Raw genomic sequence first — 18,747 nt, 5'->3', positions numbered from 1 at the left:
TCTGGAACAATGTGACAAAGGCTGCCGGGCTCCGGCGCAACCTAGAGGACCAGTTGATGCGCGCGTCTTATCTCTTCACCAGTGAATCGGTTTCTGAAGGCCATCCCGACAAGGTCTGCGACCGTATCTCCGACGAGATCGTCGATCTGTTCTTCCGCGAAGGCCCGAAGGCGGGCATTGATCCTTGGGATATTCGCGCTGCCTGCGAAACCCTCGCCACCACCAACAAGGTTGTGATCGCCGGTGAGACCCGCGGTCCATCTACCGTCACCAACGACCACATCGAAGCCGTCGTTCGCGCCGCCATCAAGGACATCGGCTACGAGCAGGACGGTTTCCACTGGAAGACCGCCGACGTCGAGATTCTGCTGCATCCGCAGTCGGCCGATATCGCACAGGGCGTCGATGCCAAGCAGCCGACCAATGCCGAAGAAGGCGCTGGCGACCAGGGCATCATGTTCGGTTACGCTACCAACGAAACGCCCGAGCTGATGCCGGCGCCGATCTTCTACGCGCACAAGATCCTGCGCCTGATCTCGGAAGCCCGTCATGCCGGTACCGAAAAGGTGCTCGGTCCGGACTCCAAGAGCCAGGTCACTGTGCAGTACGAAAACGGTAAGCCGGTTGGCGTGCGCGAAATCGTCGTCTCGCACCAGCATCTCGTTGAGGACATGACCTCGAACCAGGTGCGCGAACGTGTCGAGCCCTACGTCCGCAAGGCGCTGCCGGATGGCTGGATCAGCGACAAGACGATCTGGCACATCAACCCAACCGGCAAGTTCTTCATCGGCGGTCCCGATGGCGACGCAGGTCTCACCGGCCGCAAGATCATCGTCGACACCTACGGCGGCGCAGCCCCGCATGGTGGCGGTGCATTCTCGGGCAAGGACTCCACCAAGGTGGACCGTTCGGCTGCTTACGCTGCGCGTTACGTCGCCAAGAACATCGTTGCCGCAGGCCTCGCCGACAAGGCGACGTTGCAGCTCGCTTACGCCATCGGCGTGGCGCGCCCGTTGTCGATCTATGTCGACACCCACGGCACCGGCAAGGTCGCTGACGATGCCATCGAGAAGGCCGTTGCTGCCGCGATGGACCTGACGCCGCGCGGCATCCGCAAGCATCTCGACCTCAACAAGCCGATCTACGCCCGTACGTCCGCCTACGGTCATTTCGGTCGCACGCCGGATGCCGACGGCGGCTTCTCCTGGGAGAAGACCGATCTCGTCGATGCGCTGAAGCGCAACGTCTGATCTTACTGCTCCTCTCCCCGGCGAAGCTTTGCGCAGCGGGAGAGGGTGCCTTCGCGAAGCGAAGGCGGGAGAGGGCCTACGACCAGCCCCCTCTCCGAACCGAGTATGTCGTGACCGTCTGTGCAGCCCTCTCCCGCGAGGGGAGAGGGCGCAGTTATGAGCGTCCGCGAGAACCTCTCGCACTATAGGAACAAGGATTCAAATATGACCGCCCCCAACGGTTTCACCGACTACATCGTCAAAGACATCAACCTCGCCGCCTTCGGCCGCAAGGAGCTCTCGATCGCCGAGACCGAGATGCCAGGCCTGATGGCCACCCGCGAGGAATACGGCCCGAAGCAGGTACTGAAAGGCGCCCGCATCGCCGGCTCGCTGCACATGACCATTCAGACCGGCGTGCTGATCGAGACGCTGAAGGCACTCGGCGCCGACATCCGCTGGGTCTCCTGCAACATCTATTCGACCCAGGATCACGCCGCGGCCGCGATCGCCGCTGCCGGCATTCCGGTATTCGCCATCAAGGGTGAAACTCTGACCGAATACTGGGACTACACCGCAAAACTGTTCGACTGGCACGGCGGTGGTCACCCCAACATGATCCTCGATGATGGTGGCGACGCCACCATGTATGTCCATCTCGGCCTCAAGGCAGAGAACGGCGACACGGCGTTCCTCGACAAGCCCGCTTCGGAAGAAGAGGAAGTGTTCTTCGCGCTGCTCAAGAAGCAGCTCAAGGAAAAGCCGAAGGGCTATTTCAAGGCGATTGCCGAGAGCATCAAGGGTGTCTCGGAAGAGACGACCACGGGCGTGCATCGCCTGTACGACATGCAGAAGGCTGGCACGCTGCTGTGGCCCGCGATCAACGTCAATGACTCCGTCACCAAGTCGAAGTTCGACAACCTCTATGGCTGCCGTGAATCGCTGGTCGACGGCATCCGTCGCGGCACCGACGTGATGATGTCGGGTAAGGTCGCGATGGTCGCCGGCTTCGGCGATGTCGGCAAGGGCTCGGCCGCTTCGCTGCGCCAGGCCGGCTGCCGCGTGATGGTCTCCGAAGTCGATCCGATCTGCGCGCTGCAGGCGGCGATGGAAGGCTACCAGGTCGTCACGATGGAAGATGCCGCGCCCCAGGCCGACATCTTCGTCACCGCGACCGGCAACAAGGACATCATCACCATCGAGCACATGCGCGCGATGAAGGATCGTGCCATCGTCTGCAACATCGGTCACTTCGATAACGAGATCCAGATCGCGTCGCTGAAGAACCTGAAGTGGGACAACATCAAGCCGCAGGTCGACGAAATCACGTTCCCTGACGGTCACCGCATCATCATGCTGTCGGAAGGCCGCCTCGTGAACCTTGGCAATGCCATGGGTCATCCGTCCTTCGTGATGTCGGCATCCTTCACCAACCAGACGCTGGCGCAGATCGAACTCTACGCCAACAACAAGGACGGCAAGTACAAGAAGGAAGTCTACGTGCTGCCGAAGTCGCTCGACGAGAAGGTGGCGATGCTGCATCTCGCCAAGATCGGCGTGAACCTGACCAAGCTGCGCAAGGACCAGGCCGACTATATCGGCGTGAAGCAGGAAGGTCCGTTCAAGGCAGACCACTACCGCTACTGAGTTCGGCGTGACGAAGTGAATAAGAAAAGCCCCGGAGCGATCCGGGGCTTTTTGTTGATGTTCGATACAAGCTTGGGCCCTCATCCTGAGGAGCGGTTGTCTTGGACCGCGTCTCGAAGGATGGAGACAAACGCATCATGGACGCGTGCGAAGAGCGCGCTCCTCACAATGAGGACGGAGTTATCTTGTACCGGATGTCGCTGCGCTCATCCGGCTACGCACTTCCTTCGTTTGCAGGTTCCGACAGTTAGTAGTTCGCTGCGATCGCTGGTGATTTATAGAAGCTGTAGCCAAAGCCGGCCTTCAGGGTCCAGTTGGACGTCCGGCTATCTGGTTCCAGCGAGCCGTCGAGTGCCACGGCCGACGCGCCATATCGAAAGCTCAGAAAGTCGACGCCGGCGTTGGCATGCCATTCTCGCGTGATTGCGTAGTCCGCCGAGAGCCCAGCCATGTAGACGGCCGAACTGCCGAGGTCATAGGTCAACGGATCGATCAGCGCGCCACCGTTGAACGAAGTCGCCATTTTCGGGGCGAGTGTCGTCCCGACCAAACCGGAGGCAGACAGAACTATCCGATCGGTCGCAGCCCACTGAACCAGCAAGCCTCCGCCGACCTAGCCGTGCTCGTAAAGTTCGCTATATCCGAATGGTCCAGATCTGTTGCTAAGGTCGCGGTCCCAGCTGCGATAGCCTGCCCCGAGATAGGGGGTGACCATCCAATTGGCTGCGACGTCGAATCCCTTTCCGAGTCGAATGTCCAAAGTCTTGATATCGGCGCCGCTTCGATCCGCGATCACGGGACCGCCCGATGCCCCGTACTCGGTCCGTCCTTGGATCCATGTAAACGCGCCCATGACGTAGATGTTCGTCACATCACCCATCGGCCCCATGGCAGACAGCCCAAGTTGAAGACCGGGTAGCCAGCCACGTTCACTGCTAAATCGCGGAATTGTCGGCGTGGTCTCGTGATAGTCAACGCGATGTCCCACGACCCCCAAGCCGCCCTGCGTATTGGCGATCAGGATCGGATTGATCCACGCGCTGGCATACAGAGGGGTCTTGACCAGTATATCGGCGGCGGAAGCATTGCCGCCGATCGCCATCAGTACTGCACAGCACAAGGCACATTTCAACTTGGAGCCCATCGGGCGCCTCCTTGACTACACAATGCCTAAAAACCTAAGATTGAATATAATTGTAGTACACGTTCTTCGTTTTGGCAACACGACAGCCGTAGCCCGCCTGAGTTGTAGCCAGCATGAGCCGAACGATATGCGGGTTGTCGAGATCGCCGAAACGCCGACCCCGGATGTCGCTTCGCTCATCCGACTAGGAGCTCGCTACTAGCGCAGACCCATTAACCGTCATTGCGCCGCAGCATTCGGTTCTTCGTTTCCACAAACGAAAGAAGACTGGATTGCATCGTCGCAAGGGCTCCTCACAAAGACGGCTGAGAAGACCCAATTTTACCTCAGCCCAACATCTCCCGCACCATCGGAATGACCTTTGTTCCGTATAGCTCGATACACGTCATCAGCTTCTCATGCGGCAATGGCCCCGCGCTGTATTTCAGATCGAAGCGCGAAATGCCGAGCGCCTTCGCAGTTTTCGCGATCTTCTTCGCCACGGTCTCTGGCGATCCCACATAGAGCGAGCCGTGTTCGGCTTCCTGATCGAATTCGCGGCGCTGCATCGGTGGCCAGCCGCGCTCCTTGCCGATGCGATCGCGCATTGCCTTGTAATCAGACCACAGTTCCTCACGCGCCTGGTCGTCGCTGGCGGCAACATAGCCTGGCGAATGCACGCCGATCGGCTTCACCGGTCGCTGAATCTCGGCATAGGCACGGTGATAGAGATCGACATAGGATTTGAACCGCTCGGGCTCGCCGCCGATGATCGCCAGCATCAAGGGCAGGTCGTAGCGCACGGCGCGGACGACCGACTCAGGGGTGCCGCCGACGCCGATCCATGTTGTCAGATTGCCGGTTTCGATCGGCGGATAGACGCGCTGATTGGTGAGTGGCGGGCGGGTCGTGCCGCTCCAGGTTACTTCCGGCTCGGACGCGAGCGCGGCGAACAGATCGAGCTTGTCCTCGAACAGCGTCTCGTACTGGTCGAGCTTGAAGCCGAACAGCGGGAAGGATTCGGTGAATGAGCCGCGGCCGAGGATGACCTCGGCACGGCCGTTCGATGCGGCATCCACGGTGGCAAAGCGCTGGAAAACGCGGATCGGATCGTCGGAGCTCAGCACGGTCACGGCGGATCCAAGACGGATGTGCTTCGTGCGCGTGGCGATGGCCGCGAGCACGACTTCCGGTGCCGACACTGCGAAGTCGGCGCGGTGATGCTCACCGACGCCGAAGAAATCGACACCAAGCTGGTCGGCCAGCACCGCTTCATCGATGACGTTGCGGATCACCTGTGCGTGCGACAGCATCTCGCCGTCCGTGCCGCGCGTGACGTCACCAAACGTATCGAGACCGAGTTCGAGAGACATGAGCGGTTTCCCTGACAAGTGCTGAAACGAAAAAGGCCGCGCGTGACGCGCGGCCTTTCGCAGTAAAGGCGTGCGTGACTTACTTGGGTTTGGTGATTTCGAACTTCAAGGTGCCGATGCCATCGACGCCGCATTCGACCTTGTCGCCGGGCTGAAGCGCAGCAACCCCGGCCGGGGTACCTGTCAGGATCACGTCGCCGGCACCGAGTTCGACCTGCAGTGACAGCTTGGAAATGATCTCGGCGATGTTCCAGATCATCTCGGACAAGTCGCCCTTCTGGCGTTCGGTGCCGTTCACCGAGAGCCAGATCTTGCCCTTGGAGGGATGGCCGACCTTCGAAGCGGGCACTAGCGCGCCGGTGGGCGCTGACATGTCGAACGACTTTCCAATTTCCCAGGGCTGCTCTTTCTTGCGCGAGATGGTCTGGAGGTCGCGGCGGGTGAGGTCGACGCTGACGCCATAGCCCCAGACGTGATCGAGCGCCTTGTCCGGCGAGATGTTGAGGCCGCCGCTCTTCAGCGCGACGACGAGCTCGACCTCGTGCTGCATGTCCTTGGTCAGGGTCGGGTATGGGATTTCGCTGCCATCCGGCACGATCATGTCGGCGTGCTTGGCGAAGAAGAAGGGAGGGTTGCGCTCGTCATTTCCGAGTTCGCGGATGTGCTCGAGATAGTTGCGGCCCACGCACCAGACACGGCGCACCGGGAATGTCGAAGTCTCGCCCTGAACGGCGATGGTGGCCTGTGGCGGAGGGGCGATAACGAACGATGCGGTCATGGACGGCTCTCGGGCTGGTTGTGAAGGCTGGGATCAAAAACGGATGCCGCGCTTGCGCGGCAGAAAACAAAAGCAAGTCTTACGCCGACGCATGAAGCGGTGCCAGCGGCGAAGCATCACGATGTTGCAAGCGGAAGAACGACGCGTAGCGTCCGCCACGGCGCAGCAGGTCGTCGTGGCGGCCGCGCTCGACGATCTCGCCGCCCTCGACCACAAGAATGGCGTCGGCGTGCATGATGGTGTGCAGGCGGTGCGCAATGACGATCGTGGTGCGATTCTGGCAGAGATGCTCGATGGCTTCCTGCACCGATTTTTCGGATTCGGAATCTAGCGCTGCGGTAGCTTCGTCCAGCAGGATGACCGGTGCGTTCTTCACCAGCGCGCGCGCAATGGCGATGCGTTGGCGCTGGCCGCCGGAGAGTTGTGCGCCATGCTCGCCGACCGGCGTCTCGTATCCGAGCGGGAAGCCCATGATGAAATCATGGGCGCAGGCGGCTTTGGCTGCCGCGACGATCTCGTCTTCCGTAGCTCCCGGTTTGCCGAAGGCGATGTTCTCGCGGATGGTGCCGCGGAATAGATAGACATCCTGTCCGACATAGGCGGTCTGGCCGCGCAGCGAGCGACGGGAGACCTGACCGATCGACTGGCCATCGATGGTGATGTCGCCTTCGCTGACTTCATAGAGCCGGAGCAACAGTGCCAGCACTGTGGACTTGCCGCCGCCTGACGGGCCAACCAGAGCGGTGACCTTGCCGGGCTCGGCGACGAAGCTCATGCGATTCAGAACGACCTCGTTGGGGCGATAGCGGAACGTCACGTCATGCAATTCGACGCGCGCATCGGTCAGCTTCAGCGCCGGTTTGTGATCGTCGTTGGGTTCGGAAGCCGGGCTGTCGACGATCTCCAAGAGCGTATGCGCGCCGATGATCTGACTGTTGAGATCGATGTTCAGCCGCGCCAGGCGCTTCGCCGGCTCATAGGCCAGCAGGAAGGCGGTGACGAAGGAAAAGAATTGCCCGGGTGTCGCGCCCATCGCCACCACGCGATAGCCGCCATACATCAGCGACGCCGCGATGGCGAAACCGCCGAGGGTTTCCATCAGTGGGCTAGAGCGGCTGGAGACGCGCGCCATCTTGTTGGCGTTCTGCTCGACGGCCGTGATGCTCGCTTCCATGCGCTGCTGCATGGTCTGTTCGAGCGTGAACGCCTTCACCGTGCGGATGCCCTGCAGCGATTCCTGCATCACTTCCAGAATCTCGGTGGTGCCGGTGAACTGGTTGCGGGCGAGGCCCTTGATGCGGCGGACCAGCTTGCGCAGCACCAGCATCGCGGGTGGTGCGACGAGGAAGCCGAACAGCGCCATATAGGGATCCTGCATCACCATCACGCCGACTAGCGCGATCAGCGACAGCAGATCGCGGCCGACGGCGTTGATCAGCAGGCTGAGCACCTGCGTCACCGAATTGGCGCCGGCGGTGAGCCGCTGCAGGAATTCCGACGAGTGCCGCTCCGAGAAGAAGCCGATGCTCTCGTTCATCAGCTTGGCAAACAGTCGGCGCTGATTGTTGGCCACGATGGCGTTGGAGATCTTCGACAGAATGACGGTGTGGCCGTAGGTCGATGCGCCCTTGATCAGGAAGATCACCACCACGAAGCCCGAGAACAGCGCGATCCGTTCGATGCTCTTGTCCACATAGGCCTGGTTGATGACCTCGCCGAGCATATAGGCGGCGCCCGCGGTGGTCGCGGCGGAGACCGCCATCAGCAGGAAGGCCAGGAGGTAGCGCCGCCAATAGGTGACCGCCTGTTCGGCGACCAAGCGGCGGATCAGCGCCCAGGCGCCGTAAGGATCGTCAGTGACTTTGCGAGTAATCTTGGCCATCCGCGGTCCAGCGACGGCGCCGGGCAGGGATTTGCCAAGGCGCCCGGTCAGCTTGCGAAACAGCCGCCTGATTGCCTGTTAAATCGAGGTTTTTCAAGCCAAATTCGGGCTTGCCAAGACTTTGTTAACCCGTTGGCCCGGCGGCATCTGCCGCCGGATTCGGGCCGATTTTGCCCTAGAATCTCTCGGAAGCACGGCACGCGACAGGTACGCGCCATGCTTCCGGTTGGCAGGATGTAACCCGATCAGAACCGGTAATTCACCCCTGCTTTCATGGTGTGGAACCTGGTATCGACCGCGATGCTGGAGTTGGAGGAGAAGCCATTGGCGATGTCGTTGACGGCAGTGGAGAACAGCGTGCTCCGGCCAAGATCCACATAGAGATATTCGGTCTTGAACGACCACTGCGGGGTGAATGCGTATTCGAGGCCCGCACCGGCGGTCCAGCCCCACTGTGTCTGGCCGGCCGACACTGCCGCAACCTGGCCGAGCACACCATTCGGGCCGGTCAGAGTAAAGTTCCCGTTGGTGTTGACCCGGCCATAGGCGCCGCCGCCGGTGCCGTACAGGAACACGCGGTCCCATGCATAGCCGAGCCGGCCGCGAATCGTGCCGAACCATTCGACTTCGGAGCCGGTGCCGAATGCTGCGGACGTGGTCACGCCGTTATTGTTCAGCGTCTGATTGCCCTCGAAGCGGCCCTTGATGCCGGACCACTGGAAGTCAGTCTCGATGCCGACGACGAAGCCGCCGTTGTATTGATAGTTGTAGCCAGCCTGTCCACCGCCGAAGAAACCGCTCGAGGTCAGGCTGAAATTGCCGTTGGTGCTGGCAACGAGCGCGGCTGCCTCGGCCTGCAACTGCCGCTGTGTAGCCTGGAACGGATAGTCGAACTTGTCGCCGCCGAAACCGACATTGGCGCCGACATAGAAGCCGGTCCAGGAGAACACCTGGACGGGCGCGACTGGCGCCTTCACCGGATAGGGCATGTCGGCCGCAATGGCAGGAACGGCTGCACCGATAAGCAGTGCTGCGCCAGCGAATACTCTCTTCATGATCAGGCCCCTCAGTTTCTTGCTCTCGGCAAGTGATTTCCGATGCATCGCCGTCATCAGCGATCGCATGTGAAGTGTCGTCGGGCCAAGGCATCTGCGAATGATGCCGGGACTCGCGGCTTCCACGTGCAGAATGACAGGGCTGGCGGGGAGGTCTTGTTCACGCGCGTAGCAGATTTTAGTTTTCGCGCACTGCCACTAAACTTCGCGTCGATGTGGCGTTGTCGCAACAGCACATATGCGCACTATTCAACCACGGTTACAGAACGTCGCACTGCCGAGAATTTTCGTGATGAGTTTGTTCTGTGTTGCTACACTATTCGTCGGAAATGAGTTGGACGTATGCATCAGGCCAGTTTCGTCTCAGATGGATTTGATCCGGAATTGCTGGATCACCAGAAATTCGCACTGTGGTGCGAAAACATGGAAGCGCTCACCTGCTGCGTGGACATCACACGTGCTGAAGATCAGCCATTCTCGGCTTTCGTGCATTGGGCAGATTATTCGAATGTGCGGGTCACCCGGTTCGGCGGCACGTTCAGTCGAATCCGACGATCCAGAACGGCAATCTCGCGCGGGCCGGACGATGATTTCTGTTTGATGTTTCATCGAGGCGAGGGGACGCTGGTCGTCGATCAGGTGGGGCGCGAAACGGCCTTGTCGTCAGACTGCGCTTTTCTCGGCACGAACGGACGTCCGGCAGATTTGCGCTCGGATGCGGATTTCTCGTCGACGACGCTGACCGTCAGTAGGGAGCGCCTGTTGCCTCTCATTGGAAATGTCGACGATCTCCTGATCCAGCCGCTCGACGAACGGCGCGCAGCCGTGGCTCATCTGCGACGCTACATCGACATCTCGGTCGATCTGCTGCGCGATCCGCATGATGCGGAGCTCGACAGCCATATCAGCACGACATTGCTGGATCTGACGGCGCTCGCGCTAGGTGCCCGCGGCGACGCTGCACAACTTGCGTCGATGCGCGGTCTGCGCGCGTCGCGAACGCAGGAAACCATCGCCGAGATCGATCGCCATTTCGCGGAGCCGGGTTTCTCGGTGGGGCAGGTCGCGCGCCGGCTGGATGTGTCGCCGCGCTATCTCCAGGACCTTCTACAAGATACCGGATCGAGTTTCACCGAACGCCTTCTGGAGCGCCGTCTGCAACATGCAATGCGTTTGCTGACGAGCGAGCAGGGTGATCGGCTGAAGATCAGTGAAATCGCGCTAGCCAGTGGCTTCAACGAAATCTCATACTTCAATCAGCGATTTCGTCGGCGTTTCGGCGAGACGCCGACGCAGTGCCGGCGCTGATCAAACTACTCAGGCCGATTTCGCCATCAATTCGATGCCATGGCGCTCGCGGGCGAGCTTCTCTTCCCAGGCCAGCGCGTGGCGGGCGATGGTTTCGAGATCGTCGTATTGGGGCGTCCAGTCGAGCGTCGCGCGGATTCGGGTGGTATCGGCGATCATGGTCATGATGTCGCCGTCGCGGCGCGGGGCGTATTGAACCGCGAAATTTCGGCCCGATGCACGGCGCACGGCTTCGATGGTTTCCAGCACCGAATAGCCGCGGCCATAGCCGCAATTGAGGGTCGTGGATGCGCCGCCTTCGCGCAGGTAGCTCAATGCGGCGCGGTGGGCCTGAACGAGGTCGCTCACATGGATGAAGTCGCGGATGCAGCTACCGTCGGGCGTCGGGTAATCGGTGCCGAATACGTCGATCTTGCTGCGCTGACCCGTGGCGGCCTCGACGGCGATCTTGAGCAGATGCGTCGCGCCCATGGTGGCGAGGCCTGTGCGGCCCTGCGGATCGGCGCCGGCGACGTTGAAGTAACGCAACGCGACAAACTCCATGTCATAGGCCGGTGCGATGTCGTGCAGCATGATCTCGGTCATCAGCTTCGATGATCCGTAAGGCGACAGCGGTCGTGTGGGGGCATCTTCTGCCACGGGCGTAAAATCGGGATTGCCGTAGACGGCAGCGGTCGATGAGAAGATAAATTTTTTGACGCCGCATTTCACTGCCGCGCTGAGCAGGTTGCGTGTCGTCATCGTGTTGTTGCGATAGTAGGCAAGCGGGTCGCGCATCGATTCCGGCACGACGACAGAGCCCGCAAAATGGATGATGGCGTCGATGCCATGGGCAGCAATGACGCCCTCGACAAGGTTCTCATCAGCGACATCGCCGATAAACAGCGGAACGCCCTCGGGGAGATATGTTGAGAAGCCCGTCGACAAATTGTCGATCACGACCACGCTCTCGCCGGCTTCCACCAGCGCATGGACCATGTGACTTCCGATATAACCGGCGCCGCCGGTGACAAGGACGGTCATTGGATTTACTCACTCTCCCGTTTTGGGAACGCTATCGCGCCCGGGATGAAGAGTGGGTTTCGACGGCCGGCAACTGGCCACTATGCTTAATGTTGCGTATAGGAAATCGGGCGAAATGGAGTCACCTGTGCCGATTGCGGGCAAAACGGCCGATAAACTGCAGCTGATCGTCACGAATCTGCACTGGCGCTACTCCGGTGTGACGGCGACCAATCGCATGGTGGCGCCGAAACTCGCAGACATGTTCGATGCGGCTTGGCTTGGATCCGACGCGCCCGCCGGCATTGCGCGCATGGATATCGGTGACCTCATGAAATTGTGGCTGCGCCGCAAGCCTGTGATCTGGCACGCGCGGCGCAACAACGAGATGATTGTCGGCGTTCTGCTCAAGGCGCTCGGGTGGCCGCTGAAACTGCTCTTCACCTCGGCAGCGCAACGCCATCATACCTGGATCACACGCTGGCTGATCAGCCGGATGGACGCCATCATCGCGACGAGCGATATTTCCGCGTCATATCTGAAACGGTCTGCGACGGTGGTGACGCATGGTGTGGATACCGACCGCTACGCGCCGCCCATCGATCGCCGAGCGGCGTTTGCCGAGGCGAAGCTACCGGGGCGCTATGCAATCGGCTGCTTCGGCCGCGTGCGCGCGCAGAAGGGCACCGATCTGTTTGTCGAGACGATGTGCGAGTTGTTGCCGCGCTATCCCGATTTCATCGCCGTCATCGTCGGCGCAATCACGCCGGACCAGATCGGCTTTGCCAATGACCTCAAGAAGAAGATCGCCGATGCCGGTCTGCAGTCGCGCATCGTTATCACCGGCGAGTTGCCGATCGAAGAGGTCGAGCGATGGTATCAACGCCTGACGATCTACGCTTTCACTTCGCGCAATGAAGGCTTCGGTCTGACGCTGATCGAGGCGATGTCGGCGGGGGCCGCGCTGGTCGCAACGCGTGCGGGCGCCGCGGAGATCGTGGTCGAGGAGGGCGTGACCGGCAAGCTCGTGCCGACCGGCGATGCAGTGGCACTCATGCTGGCATTGGAGCCGCTGATGCGCGATCCCGATGCCGCTGCAGCCATGGGTGAACGTGCACGCCAGCGTGTGCTCGACAAATTCAGTCTCGATGCAGAAGCGCGCGGAATCGCGGAAGTTTATCGCAGGCTGCTCTGACCCTGCAGGATATCCGCAACGAACGCGTCCAAGTCACCGCCGGCAAACAGGAAGCCGGGTAGATGCGCGGCCTTGGCCGCTTCGATATCCGTATCGCGGTCGCCGATGGCAAAACTGCCTTTGCGTTGCACAGGCCAGTGCTGCATCAGATCGAGGATCATGCCCGGGCTCGGCTTGCGCCAGTGATGATCTTCCAGATAGCCCGCAACTGACCCGGCCGGATGGTGAGGGCAATAGCGGACGTCATCGATGCGGGCGCCTTGTGCGGCGAGTTCGGAGCGCATCCACTTAAACAGCGTATTGAGTTCGTCTTCGGTGAAATAACCGCGTGCGACGCCGGACTGGTTCGAAAACAGGAAGACGAAATAGCCGGCATCGTTGAGCCGGCGAATGGCCTTGGCCGCGTTCGGCATCCAGCGGATGCGATCGGCCGTGCCCATATAGCCGTCGTCGTAATTAATGACGCCGTCGCGATCGAGAAACGCTGCGGGCTTTGTTTGCGTGGTCGTCATATCTGCGCGCTTTTGCTGGAGGCTTCTGCCATCACGCCTTGAATGATTCCGGCAACGTCTTCGGCCGGAATGTCGCGCATGCAGGCATGGTTGTTCATGGTGCAGACCGGTCTGTGACACGGCTGGCACGGAATGGTGGTCTTGGTCTGCACGGTCGCCGCCAGCGGATTGAGCGGTCCCCAAAGCTGCGGGCTGGTCGGTCCGAAAATGCCGATGGTTGGCGTGCCTACGGCGGCCGCAATATGCATCAGGCCGGAATCGTTGGCCACGGCGACATTGGCGGCGGCCATGCCGATCACGCCATTGCGCAGGTCGCCCGTGGTGAGGTCGCGAGCGCGGGGACCGGCGGCGGCAATGATTTCGTTGGCGAGGTCCTTCTCGCCGGGGCCGCCGATGACCCAGACGTCCAGCCCGCGCTCGACCAGCAGTTTTGCCGCCTCGGCATAATAGGTCCAGCGCTTGGAGGAACCGACCGAGCCGGGACCGAGCGCGACCGCCGGACCGGTTCCCAGCCCATTGGTCTGCCGCCAGCGCGCGATCTCGTCGGCGGGCACGCGGAACTGGGGCACCGGCCATTCCGGCGGCAGCGGCGTGCCGTCCGGCAGCGCCAGTGCGCATTTCTTGTCGATCATGCGCGGCAGCTTCTTTTCGCCCCAGCGCCACTGATTGATCAGGCCGAAGCGCGCCTCGCCAACAAAGCCGATGCGCTCCGGGATGCCCGCCAGAGCGGGTGCCAGAGCCGATTTCCAGGTCCGCGGCATCACCAGCGCGGTGCCATAGTTCCGTGCGCGGAGGGTGTCCGCCAGTTCCCATTGCTTGGCGAGCGCGAGCTGGCTGCGCGGCAGGTCCCAGACGATGCCTGAGCGTACGCCCGGCATGTAGTCGACCAGCGGGGCGACCAGTCTGGTCACCAGCAAATCAACCGGCCGGTTCGGCCAGCGCTCTTTCAGGACCCGGACGACCGTATGACCCCGGACGAAATCGCCGATCCACATATAGGGCACGATCAGGATCGGCCGGTTATCGTCCGGATCGACCATCACGCCCTGGTATGGGGAATTTAGGTTCATTCTTTCAAGGACTTCGCTGTTCTACCACGGGCAACATCCGGCTCAAGTCGGTACCCGCTCCGTTCCGGCAGGTAAAGCCATTTGGGTTGCTTCCAAATATGTCCCCACGGTCTTTATGACATCCCTGCGCCCAAGTTGCCTGTGGGGCAGGGTTGAGGCAAAGGTGGGTCAATCATGAGATCGGGGACTTCATGCTGCTTGTGACCGGAGGGGCCGGTTTTATCGGATCGAATGTCGTGGCCGCGTTGAACGACGCCGGCCGCGCGGATGTGGCCGTCTGCGATGTGCTCGGCCATGATGGAAAATGGCGTAATCTCGCCAAGCGGCAACTTGCGGATGTGGTGCCGCCAACCGAACTGATGGACTGGCTGAAGGGCCGCAAGCTCGATGCGGTCATTCATCTCGGCGCGATTTCGGAAACCACCGCGACCGACGGTGATCTGGTCATCGAGACGAATTTCCGCCTCTCGATGCGCCTGCTGGACTGGTGCACGGCCAATGCGACGCCGCTGATTTATGCATCGTCCGCTTCGACCTATGGCGATGGTGCGCAGGGCTTTCGCGATGAGCAGACCATTCCCGAACTCAAAAAACTGCGGCCGATGAACCTCTACGGCTGGAGCAAGCACCTGTTCGACCTCGCGGTGGCCGAGCGCGTCGCCAAGGGCGAAAAGATGCCGCCGCAATGGGCCGGTCTGAAGTTCTTCAACGTGTTCGGGCCGAACGAGTACCACAAGGGCTCGATGATGAGCGTGCTGACGCGGCGCTTCGACGATATCAAGGCCGGCCGCGGCATCCAGTTGTTCAAGTCGCATCGCGAAGGTATTGCCGATGGCGATCAGCGCCGCGACTTCATCTATGTCGAGGACGTCGTCCGCGTAATGATGTGGCTGCTGGCGTCACCCAATGTCAGCGGCATCTTCAATGTCGGCACCGGAACCGCACGCAGCTTCAAGGACCTGATACTGGCTGCCTACACTGCACTCGGCACCAGGCCGAACATCGACTATATCGACATGCCCGAGCAGATTCGCGGCAGCTATCAGTACTTCACGCAGAGCGAAGTCGATCGGTTGCGCGGCGCCGGCTATAACGGCGGTTTTACAACATTGGAAGATGCGGTCTCGCATTATGTGAAGGGCTTCCTCGACCAGCCCGATCGCTTCCGTTGACGGCACAACAGGTACCGGTGTGATGTTTGATTTCGACGCCCTGTCGCACGCGATTGCCGACCAGACAGTGCTCTGCGTCGGCGATCTGATGCTCGACGAATTCGTCTATGGCGAGGTGTCGCGGATTTCGCCGGAAGCGCCTGCGCCGGTCATCGCGGTCCAGCGCAGCGAGATCAATATTGGCGGCGCCGGCAATGTCGCACGCAATATTGCAGCTCTCGGCGCGAAATGCATCTTTGTCGGTCTGGTCGGTGAGGACGATGCCGGTGCAACGCTCAAGAATGCGCTCGCGCAAGAGCCTCTGATCGAAACATTGCTGGTCGCGGATTCATCGCGCCCGACGACACGCAAGGTGCGCTTCGTGTCCGAGCATTTCTCAACACATATGCTGCGCGCCGACTGGGAACTGGCTACACCGGCGTCCGCGGTCATTGAGAAGCAATTAATCGATACGATTCTGCCGCAGCTCGCGCGTGCCGATATTGTACTGCTGTCCGATTACGCCAAGGGCGTGCTGACCGCGCGGGTGATCCGCAACGTCATCGACGCGGCGAAGAAGCTCGGCAAGCGCGTCATCGTCGATCCCAAGAGCGCAAATTTTGCGATCTATCGCGGCGCGACCTTGCTGACGCCGAACCGCAAGGAATTCGCCGAGGCAACGCGTAGCCGTGCAGACAGCGACATCAACATCGCGACCGCCGCGCAGGAAGCGATGATTCTGGCGGACTGCGCCGCGATGCTGGTGACCCAGAGCGAGCATGGCATGACGCTGGTGCCGCGCGATGGCGAGCCTATCCATGTGCCGGCGCTGCCGGTCAAGGTGCGCGACGTCTCGGGTGCCGGCGACACGGTGGCGGCGATGCTGGCTGTAGCGCTCGCGGCCGGAGCTGACTGGGAAGCGGCATTGCGCGCGGCAACTGCCGCAGCAGCGGTCGCTGTCAGCAAGAAGGGGACGGCGGTGGTCACACCGTCCGAACTGCGTCGCCGGATTTTGCCGCATGCATTTCTGGCCGCTGAAGAGAAAATCGTGGCATCGACCGAGCTCAATGCGCAACTGGTCGACTGGCGCAAGCAGCAGTTGCGGATCGGTTTCACCAATGGCTGTTTCGATATCCTGCATCCCGGTCATGTAAAGGTTCTGACGGCAGCGCGCGCGACTTGCGATCGCCTGATCGTCGGTCTCAACAGCGACGCGTCGGTGAAGCGGCTGAAGGGCGAGGGGCGCCCGGTGCAGGACGAACGCGCCCGCGCAGAAGTGCTTGCGGCGCTGGAAGCGGTCGATCTGGTCGTGATTTTCGAAGAGGATACCCCACTGAAGCTGATTACGCAGATCGCGCCGGCGACGCTGGTCAAAGGCGGCGATTACACGCGAGAGCAGGTGGTCGGCCATGAGGTTGTCGCCGCCAACGGCGGAGAGGTGATCCTGATCGATATCCTCCAAGGCCACAGCACGACGTCGCTGGTCGAGCGCGCGCGCAGCGGACGGTCATGACACGCATCACACAGTTTTCTGCCCGCAACTGGCTGATTGCGACGCATGACGCCATCGTCACGGCGGCTGCGGTCGTTCTCAGCTTCGTGCTGCGTTTCGATGGCGAAAATCTGTGGGATCGGCTGCCGCTGCTCCTGAAGATCCTGCCGTATTTCGTCGTCTTCAGCTTTTTCGTCTGTTACCTGTTCAATCTGACGACGACGAAGTGGCGCTTCATTTCGCTGCCCGATTTGCTGAATATCATCAAGGCATCCACGGTGCTGACGGGCGCGCTTCTGGTGCTCGACTATATCTTCCTGGCGCCGAACGTGTACGGCACGTTCTTCCTCGGCAAGACAACGATCATCATCTACTGGTTCATCCAGATATTCTTTCTGAGCGGATCGCGACTGGCCTATCGCTATTTCCGTTATACGCGTACGCGCAATCAGGCGCGCGCGATGGATGCGTCGCCGGCACTGCTGATTGGTCGTGCGGCCGATGCCGAGGTGTTCTTGCGCGGTATTGAGAGTGGTGCCGTCAAGCGCATGTGGCCGGTTGGTATCTTGTCGCCTGCGAACTCCGATCGCGGACAGGCGATCCGAGGTGTGCCGGTCCTCGGCGGCATCGACGATCTCGGTAATGTCGTTGATGACTTCAGCACGCGGCAACGCCCGATCGAACGGATCGTGATGACGCCGTCGGCGTTTGAAGCAGAGGCGTTGCCCGAGTCGGTACTGATGCGTGCGCGCAAGCTCGGGCTGACGGTCAGCCGGATTCCGTCACTCGAGGAAAGCCGCGATACGCCGCAATTGGCGCCGGTGGCAGTCGAGGATCTGTTGCTGCGACCGAGCGTCAAGATCGACTATGCCCGGCTTGAGAATTTCGTGCGCGGCAAGGCGATCGTCGTGACCGGCGGTGGCGGCTCGATCGGCTACGAGATCTGCGACCGCGTCATCACTTTCGGCGCGGCGCGGCTGCTCATCATCGAGAATTCCGAGCCGGCGCTTCATGCGGCTATGGAAAAGCTGGCGGCCAAGGTCACCAGCGCAGCGATCGAGGGCCGCATCGCCGATGTCAGGGACCGCGAGCGCATTCATCAATTGATGATCGCCTTCAGGCCGGATGCGGTGTTTCACGCAGCCGCGCTGAAACATGTGCCGATCCTGGAGCGTGACTGGGGCGAGGGTGTCAAGACCAACATCTTCGGTTCTGTGAATGTCGCCGATGCGGCGCTCGCATCGGGCGCTGATGCGATGGTGATGATCTCGACCGACAAGGCAATCGAGCCGGTGTCGATGCTCGGCCTCACCAAGCGTTTTGCCGAGATGTATTGCCAGGCGCTCGATGGCGACGCCATCAGCGGCAGTGACGCCAAATCACCCATGCGGCTAATCTCGGTGCGGTTCGGTAATGTTCTGGCGTCGAATGGGTCCGTCGTGCCGAAGTTCAAGGCGCAGATCGAAGCTGGTGGGCCGGTGACGGTGACGCACCCCGATATGGTGCGCTACTTCATGACCATCCGCGAGGCCTGCGATCTGGTCGTCACCGCGGCAACCCATGCGATGAACGCGCAGCATGCCGATGCATCGGTCTATGTGCTCAGCATGGGGCAGCCGGTGAAGATCGTCGATCTCGCCGACCGCATGATCCGGCTGTCCGGTCTTCAGCCCGGCTACGATATCGATATCGTGTTCACCGGTGTCCGACCGGGCGAGCGGCTCAACGAGATATTGTTCGCCGAGCAGGAGCCAACCAGCGAGATCGGTATTGCCGGCATCGTCGCTGCCCGCCCGAACGAACTGCCGTTGGAGACGCTGAACAGCTGGCTTGCGATCTTGCGGAAAGCCATTGAGGCGGATCAGCACGAGGTCGCTGTGACGACGCTGAAGGATGCGGTGCCGGAATATCGGGCGGCGGCACAGTGAGT

The 18,747-nt window shown here is 61.1% G+C and carries 16 protein-coding genes; 7 read left to right on the top strand and 9 right to left on the bottom strand.

Going from position 1 to position 18,747, the window contains the following annotated elements:
* Nucleotides 1–56 precede the first annotated feature (56 nt).
* Nucleotides 57–1,250, top strand: coding sequence for a methionine adenosyltransferase (gene metK / locus AB8A23_RS24650; RefSeq protein WP_089268239.1), 1,194 nt, complete (start codon nt 57–59; stop codon nt 1,248–1,250).
* Nucleotides 1,251–1,454: 204 nt separating this feature from the next.
* Nucleotides 1,455–2,876, top strand: coding sequence for an adenosylhomocysteinase (gene ahcY / locus AB8A23_RS24645; RefSeq protein WP_231077436.1), 1,422 nt, complete (start codon nt 1,455–1,457; stop codon nt 2,874–2,876).
* Nucleotides 2,877–3,123: 247 nt separating this feature from the next.
* On the opposite strand, the gene AB8A23_RS24640 is transcribed toward ahcY, so the two are convergent.
* The 6 genes from AB8A23_RS24640 to AB8A23_RS24615 all read right to left on the bottom strand — a co-directional run bounded on the left by AB8A23_RS24640 (nt 3,124) and on the right by AB8A23_RS24615 (nt 9,087).
* On the bottom strand, nt 3,124–3,399 hold the full coding sequence (locus AB8A23_RS24640; RefSeq protein WP_439057836.1) for a hypothetical protein: 276 nt from the start codon (nt 3,397–3,399) through the stop codon (nt 3,124–3,126).
* 90 nt (nt 3,400–3,489) lie between these two features.
* Nucleotides 3,490–4,020, bottom strand: coding sequence for a hypothetical protein (locus AB8A23_RS24635; RefSeq protein WP_439057837.1), 531 nt, complete (start codon nt 4,018–4,020; stop codon nt 3,490–3,492).
* Between the two features lie 326 nt (nt 4,021–4,346).
* Complete coding sequence (locus tag AB8A23_RS24630; protein ID WP_439057839.1) at nt 4,347–5,372, bottom strand: LLM class flavin-dependent oxidoreductase; 1,026 nt, start codon at nt 5,370–5,372, stop codon at nt 4,347–4,349.
* Nucleotides 5,373–5,451: 79 nt separating this feature from the next.
* Nucleotides 5,452–6,150 carry a fumarylacetoacetate hydrolase family protein gene (locus tag AB8A23_RS24625; RefSeq protein WP_439057840.1) on the bottom strand — a complete coding sequence of 233 codons (699 nt, stop codon included), beginning with the start codon at nt 6,148–6,150 and terminating at the stop codon, nt 5,452–5,454.
* 79 nt (nt 6,151–6,229) lie between these two features.
* The gene (locus AB8A23_RS24620; RefSeq protein ID WP_093761976.1) at nt 6,230–8,032 is read right to left on the bottom strand and encodes an ABC transporter ATP-binding protein; all 1,803 of its coding nucleotides are present in this window, start codon (nt 8,030–8,032) and stop codon (nt 6,230–6,232) included.
* 245 nt (nt 8,033–8,277) lie between these two features.
* Complete coding sequence (locus AB8A23_RS24615) at nt 8,278–9,087, bottom strand: outer membrane protein (protein ID WP_093762010.1); 810 nt, start codon at nt 9,085–9,087, stop codon at nt 8,278–8,280.
* Nucleotides 9,088–9,429: 342 nt separating this feature from the next.
* Here AB8A23_RS24615 and AB8A23_RS24610 point away from each other — a divergent pair, with 342 nt between their 5' ends.
* Nucleotides 9,430–10,395, top strand: a complete 966-nt coding sequence (locus tag AB8A23_RS24610; protein ID WP_439057842.1) for an AraC family transcriptional regulator — start codon at nt 9,430–9,432, stop codon at nt 10,393–10,395.
* Between the two features lie 9 nt (nt 10,396–10,404).
* Here the strand turns inward: AB8A23_RS24610 and galE are convergent, their stop codons facing one another.
* Complete coding sequence (galE, locus tag AB8A23_RS24605) at nt 10,405–11,418, bottom strand: UDP-glucose 4-epimerase GalE (protein ID WP_439057844.1); 1,014 nt, start codon at nt 11,416–11,418, stop codon at nt 10,405–10,407.
* Between the two features lie 115 nt (nt 11,419–11,533).
* On the opposite strand from galE, the gene AB8A23_RS24600 reads away from it, so the two are divergent.
* Nucleotides 11,534–12,592 carry a glycosyltransferase family 4 protein gene (locus AB8A23_RS24600; protein ID WP_439057846.1) on the top strand — a complete coding sequence of 353 codons (1,059 nt, stop codon included), beginning with the start codon at nt 11,534–11,536 and terminating at the stop codon, nt 12,590–12,592.
* On the opposite strand, the gene AB8A23_RS24595 is transcribed toward AB8A23_RS24600, so the two are convergent.
* Both AB8A23_RS24595 and waaF read right to left on the bottom strand, forming a co-directional pair.
* A complete protein-coding gene (locus AB8A23_RS24595; RefSeq protein WP_439057847.1) occupies nt 12,574–13,104 on the bottom strand; it encodes a D-glycero-alpha-D-manno-heptose-1,7-bisphosphate 7-phosphatase in 531 nt (176 codons plus the stop codon). The two genes, AB8A23_RS24600 and AB8A23_RS24595, sit on opposite strands and share 19 nt — an antisense overlap.
* Nucleotides 13,101–14,174, bottom strand: coding sequence for a lipopolysaccharide heptosyltransferase II (waaF, locus tag AB8A23_RS24590; protein WP_439057849.1), 1,074 nt, complete (start codon nt 14,172–14,174; stop codon nt 13,101–13,103). The genes AB8A23_RS24595 and waaF overlap by 4 nt, the downstream gene beginning before the upstream one ends.
* Nucleotides 14,175–14,365: 191 nt before the next feature.
* On the opposite strand from waaF, the gene rfaD reads away from it, so the two are divergent.
* The 3 genes from rfaD to AB8A23_RS24575 are packed head-to-tail and all read left to right on the top strand — an operon-like array spanning nt 14,366 to nt 18,745.
* On the top strand, nt 14,366–15,346 hold the full coding sequence (gene rfaD, locus AB8A23_RS24585) for an ADP-glyceromanno-heptose 6-epimerase (RefSeq protein ID WP_439057850.1): 981 nt from the start codon (nt 14,366–14,368) through the stop codon (nt 15,344–15,346).
* Nucleotides 15,347–15,368: 22 nt separating this feature from the next.
* Nucleotides 15,369–16,838, top strand: a complete 1,470-nt coding sequence (rfaE1, locus tag AB8A23_RS24580; protein WP_439057852.1) for a D-glycero-beta-D-manno-heptose-7-phosphate kinase — start codon at nt 15,369–15,371, stop codon at nt 16,836–16,838.
* A complete protein-coding gene (locus tag AB8A23_RS24575; protein ID WP_439057854.1) occupies nt 16,835–18,745 on the top strand; it encodes an SDR family NAD(P)-dependent oxidoreductase in 1,911 nt (636 codons plus the stop codon). The genes rfaE1 and AB8A23_RS24575 overlap by 4 nt, the downstream gene beginning before the upstream one ends.
* The last annotated feature ends 2 nt before the right edge of the window (nt 18,746–18,747 follow it).

The organism is Tardiphaga sp. 619_E2_N8_4 (assembly GCF_051810905.1).
GTDB lineage: Bacteria > Pseudomonadota > Alphaproteobacteria > Rhizobiales > Xanthobacteraceae > Tardiphaga > Tardiphaga robiniae.
The sequence above is the reverse complement of the archived record's forward strand: the minus strand, read 5'-3'. Positions and strand labels throughout refer to the sequence as shown.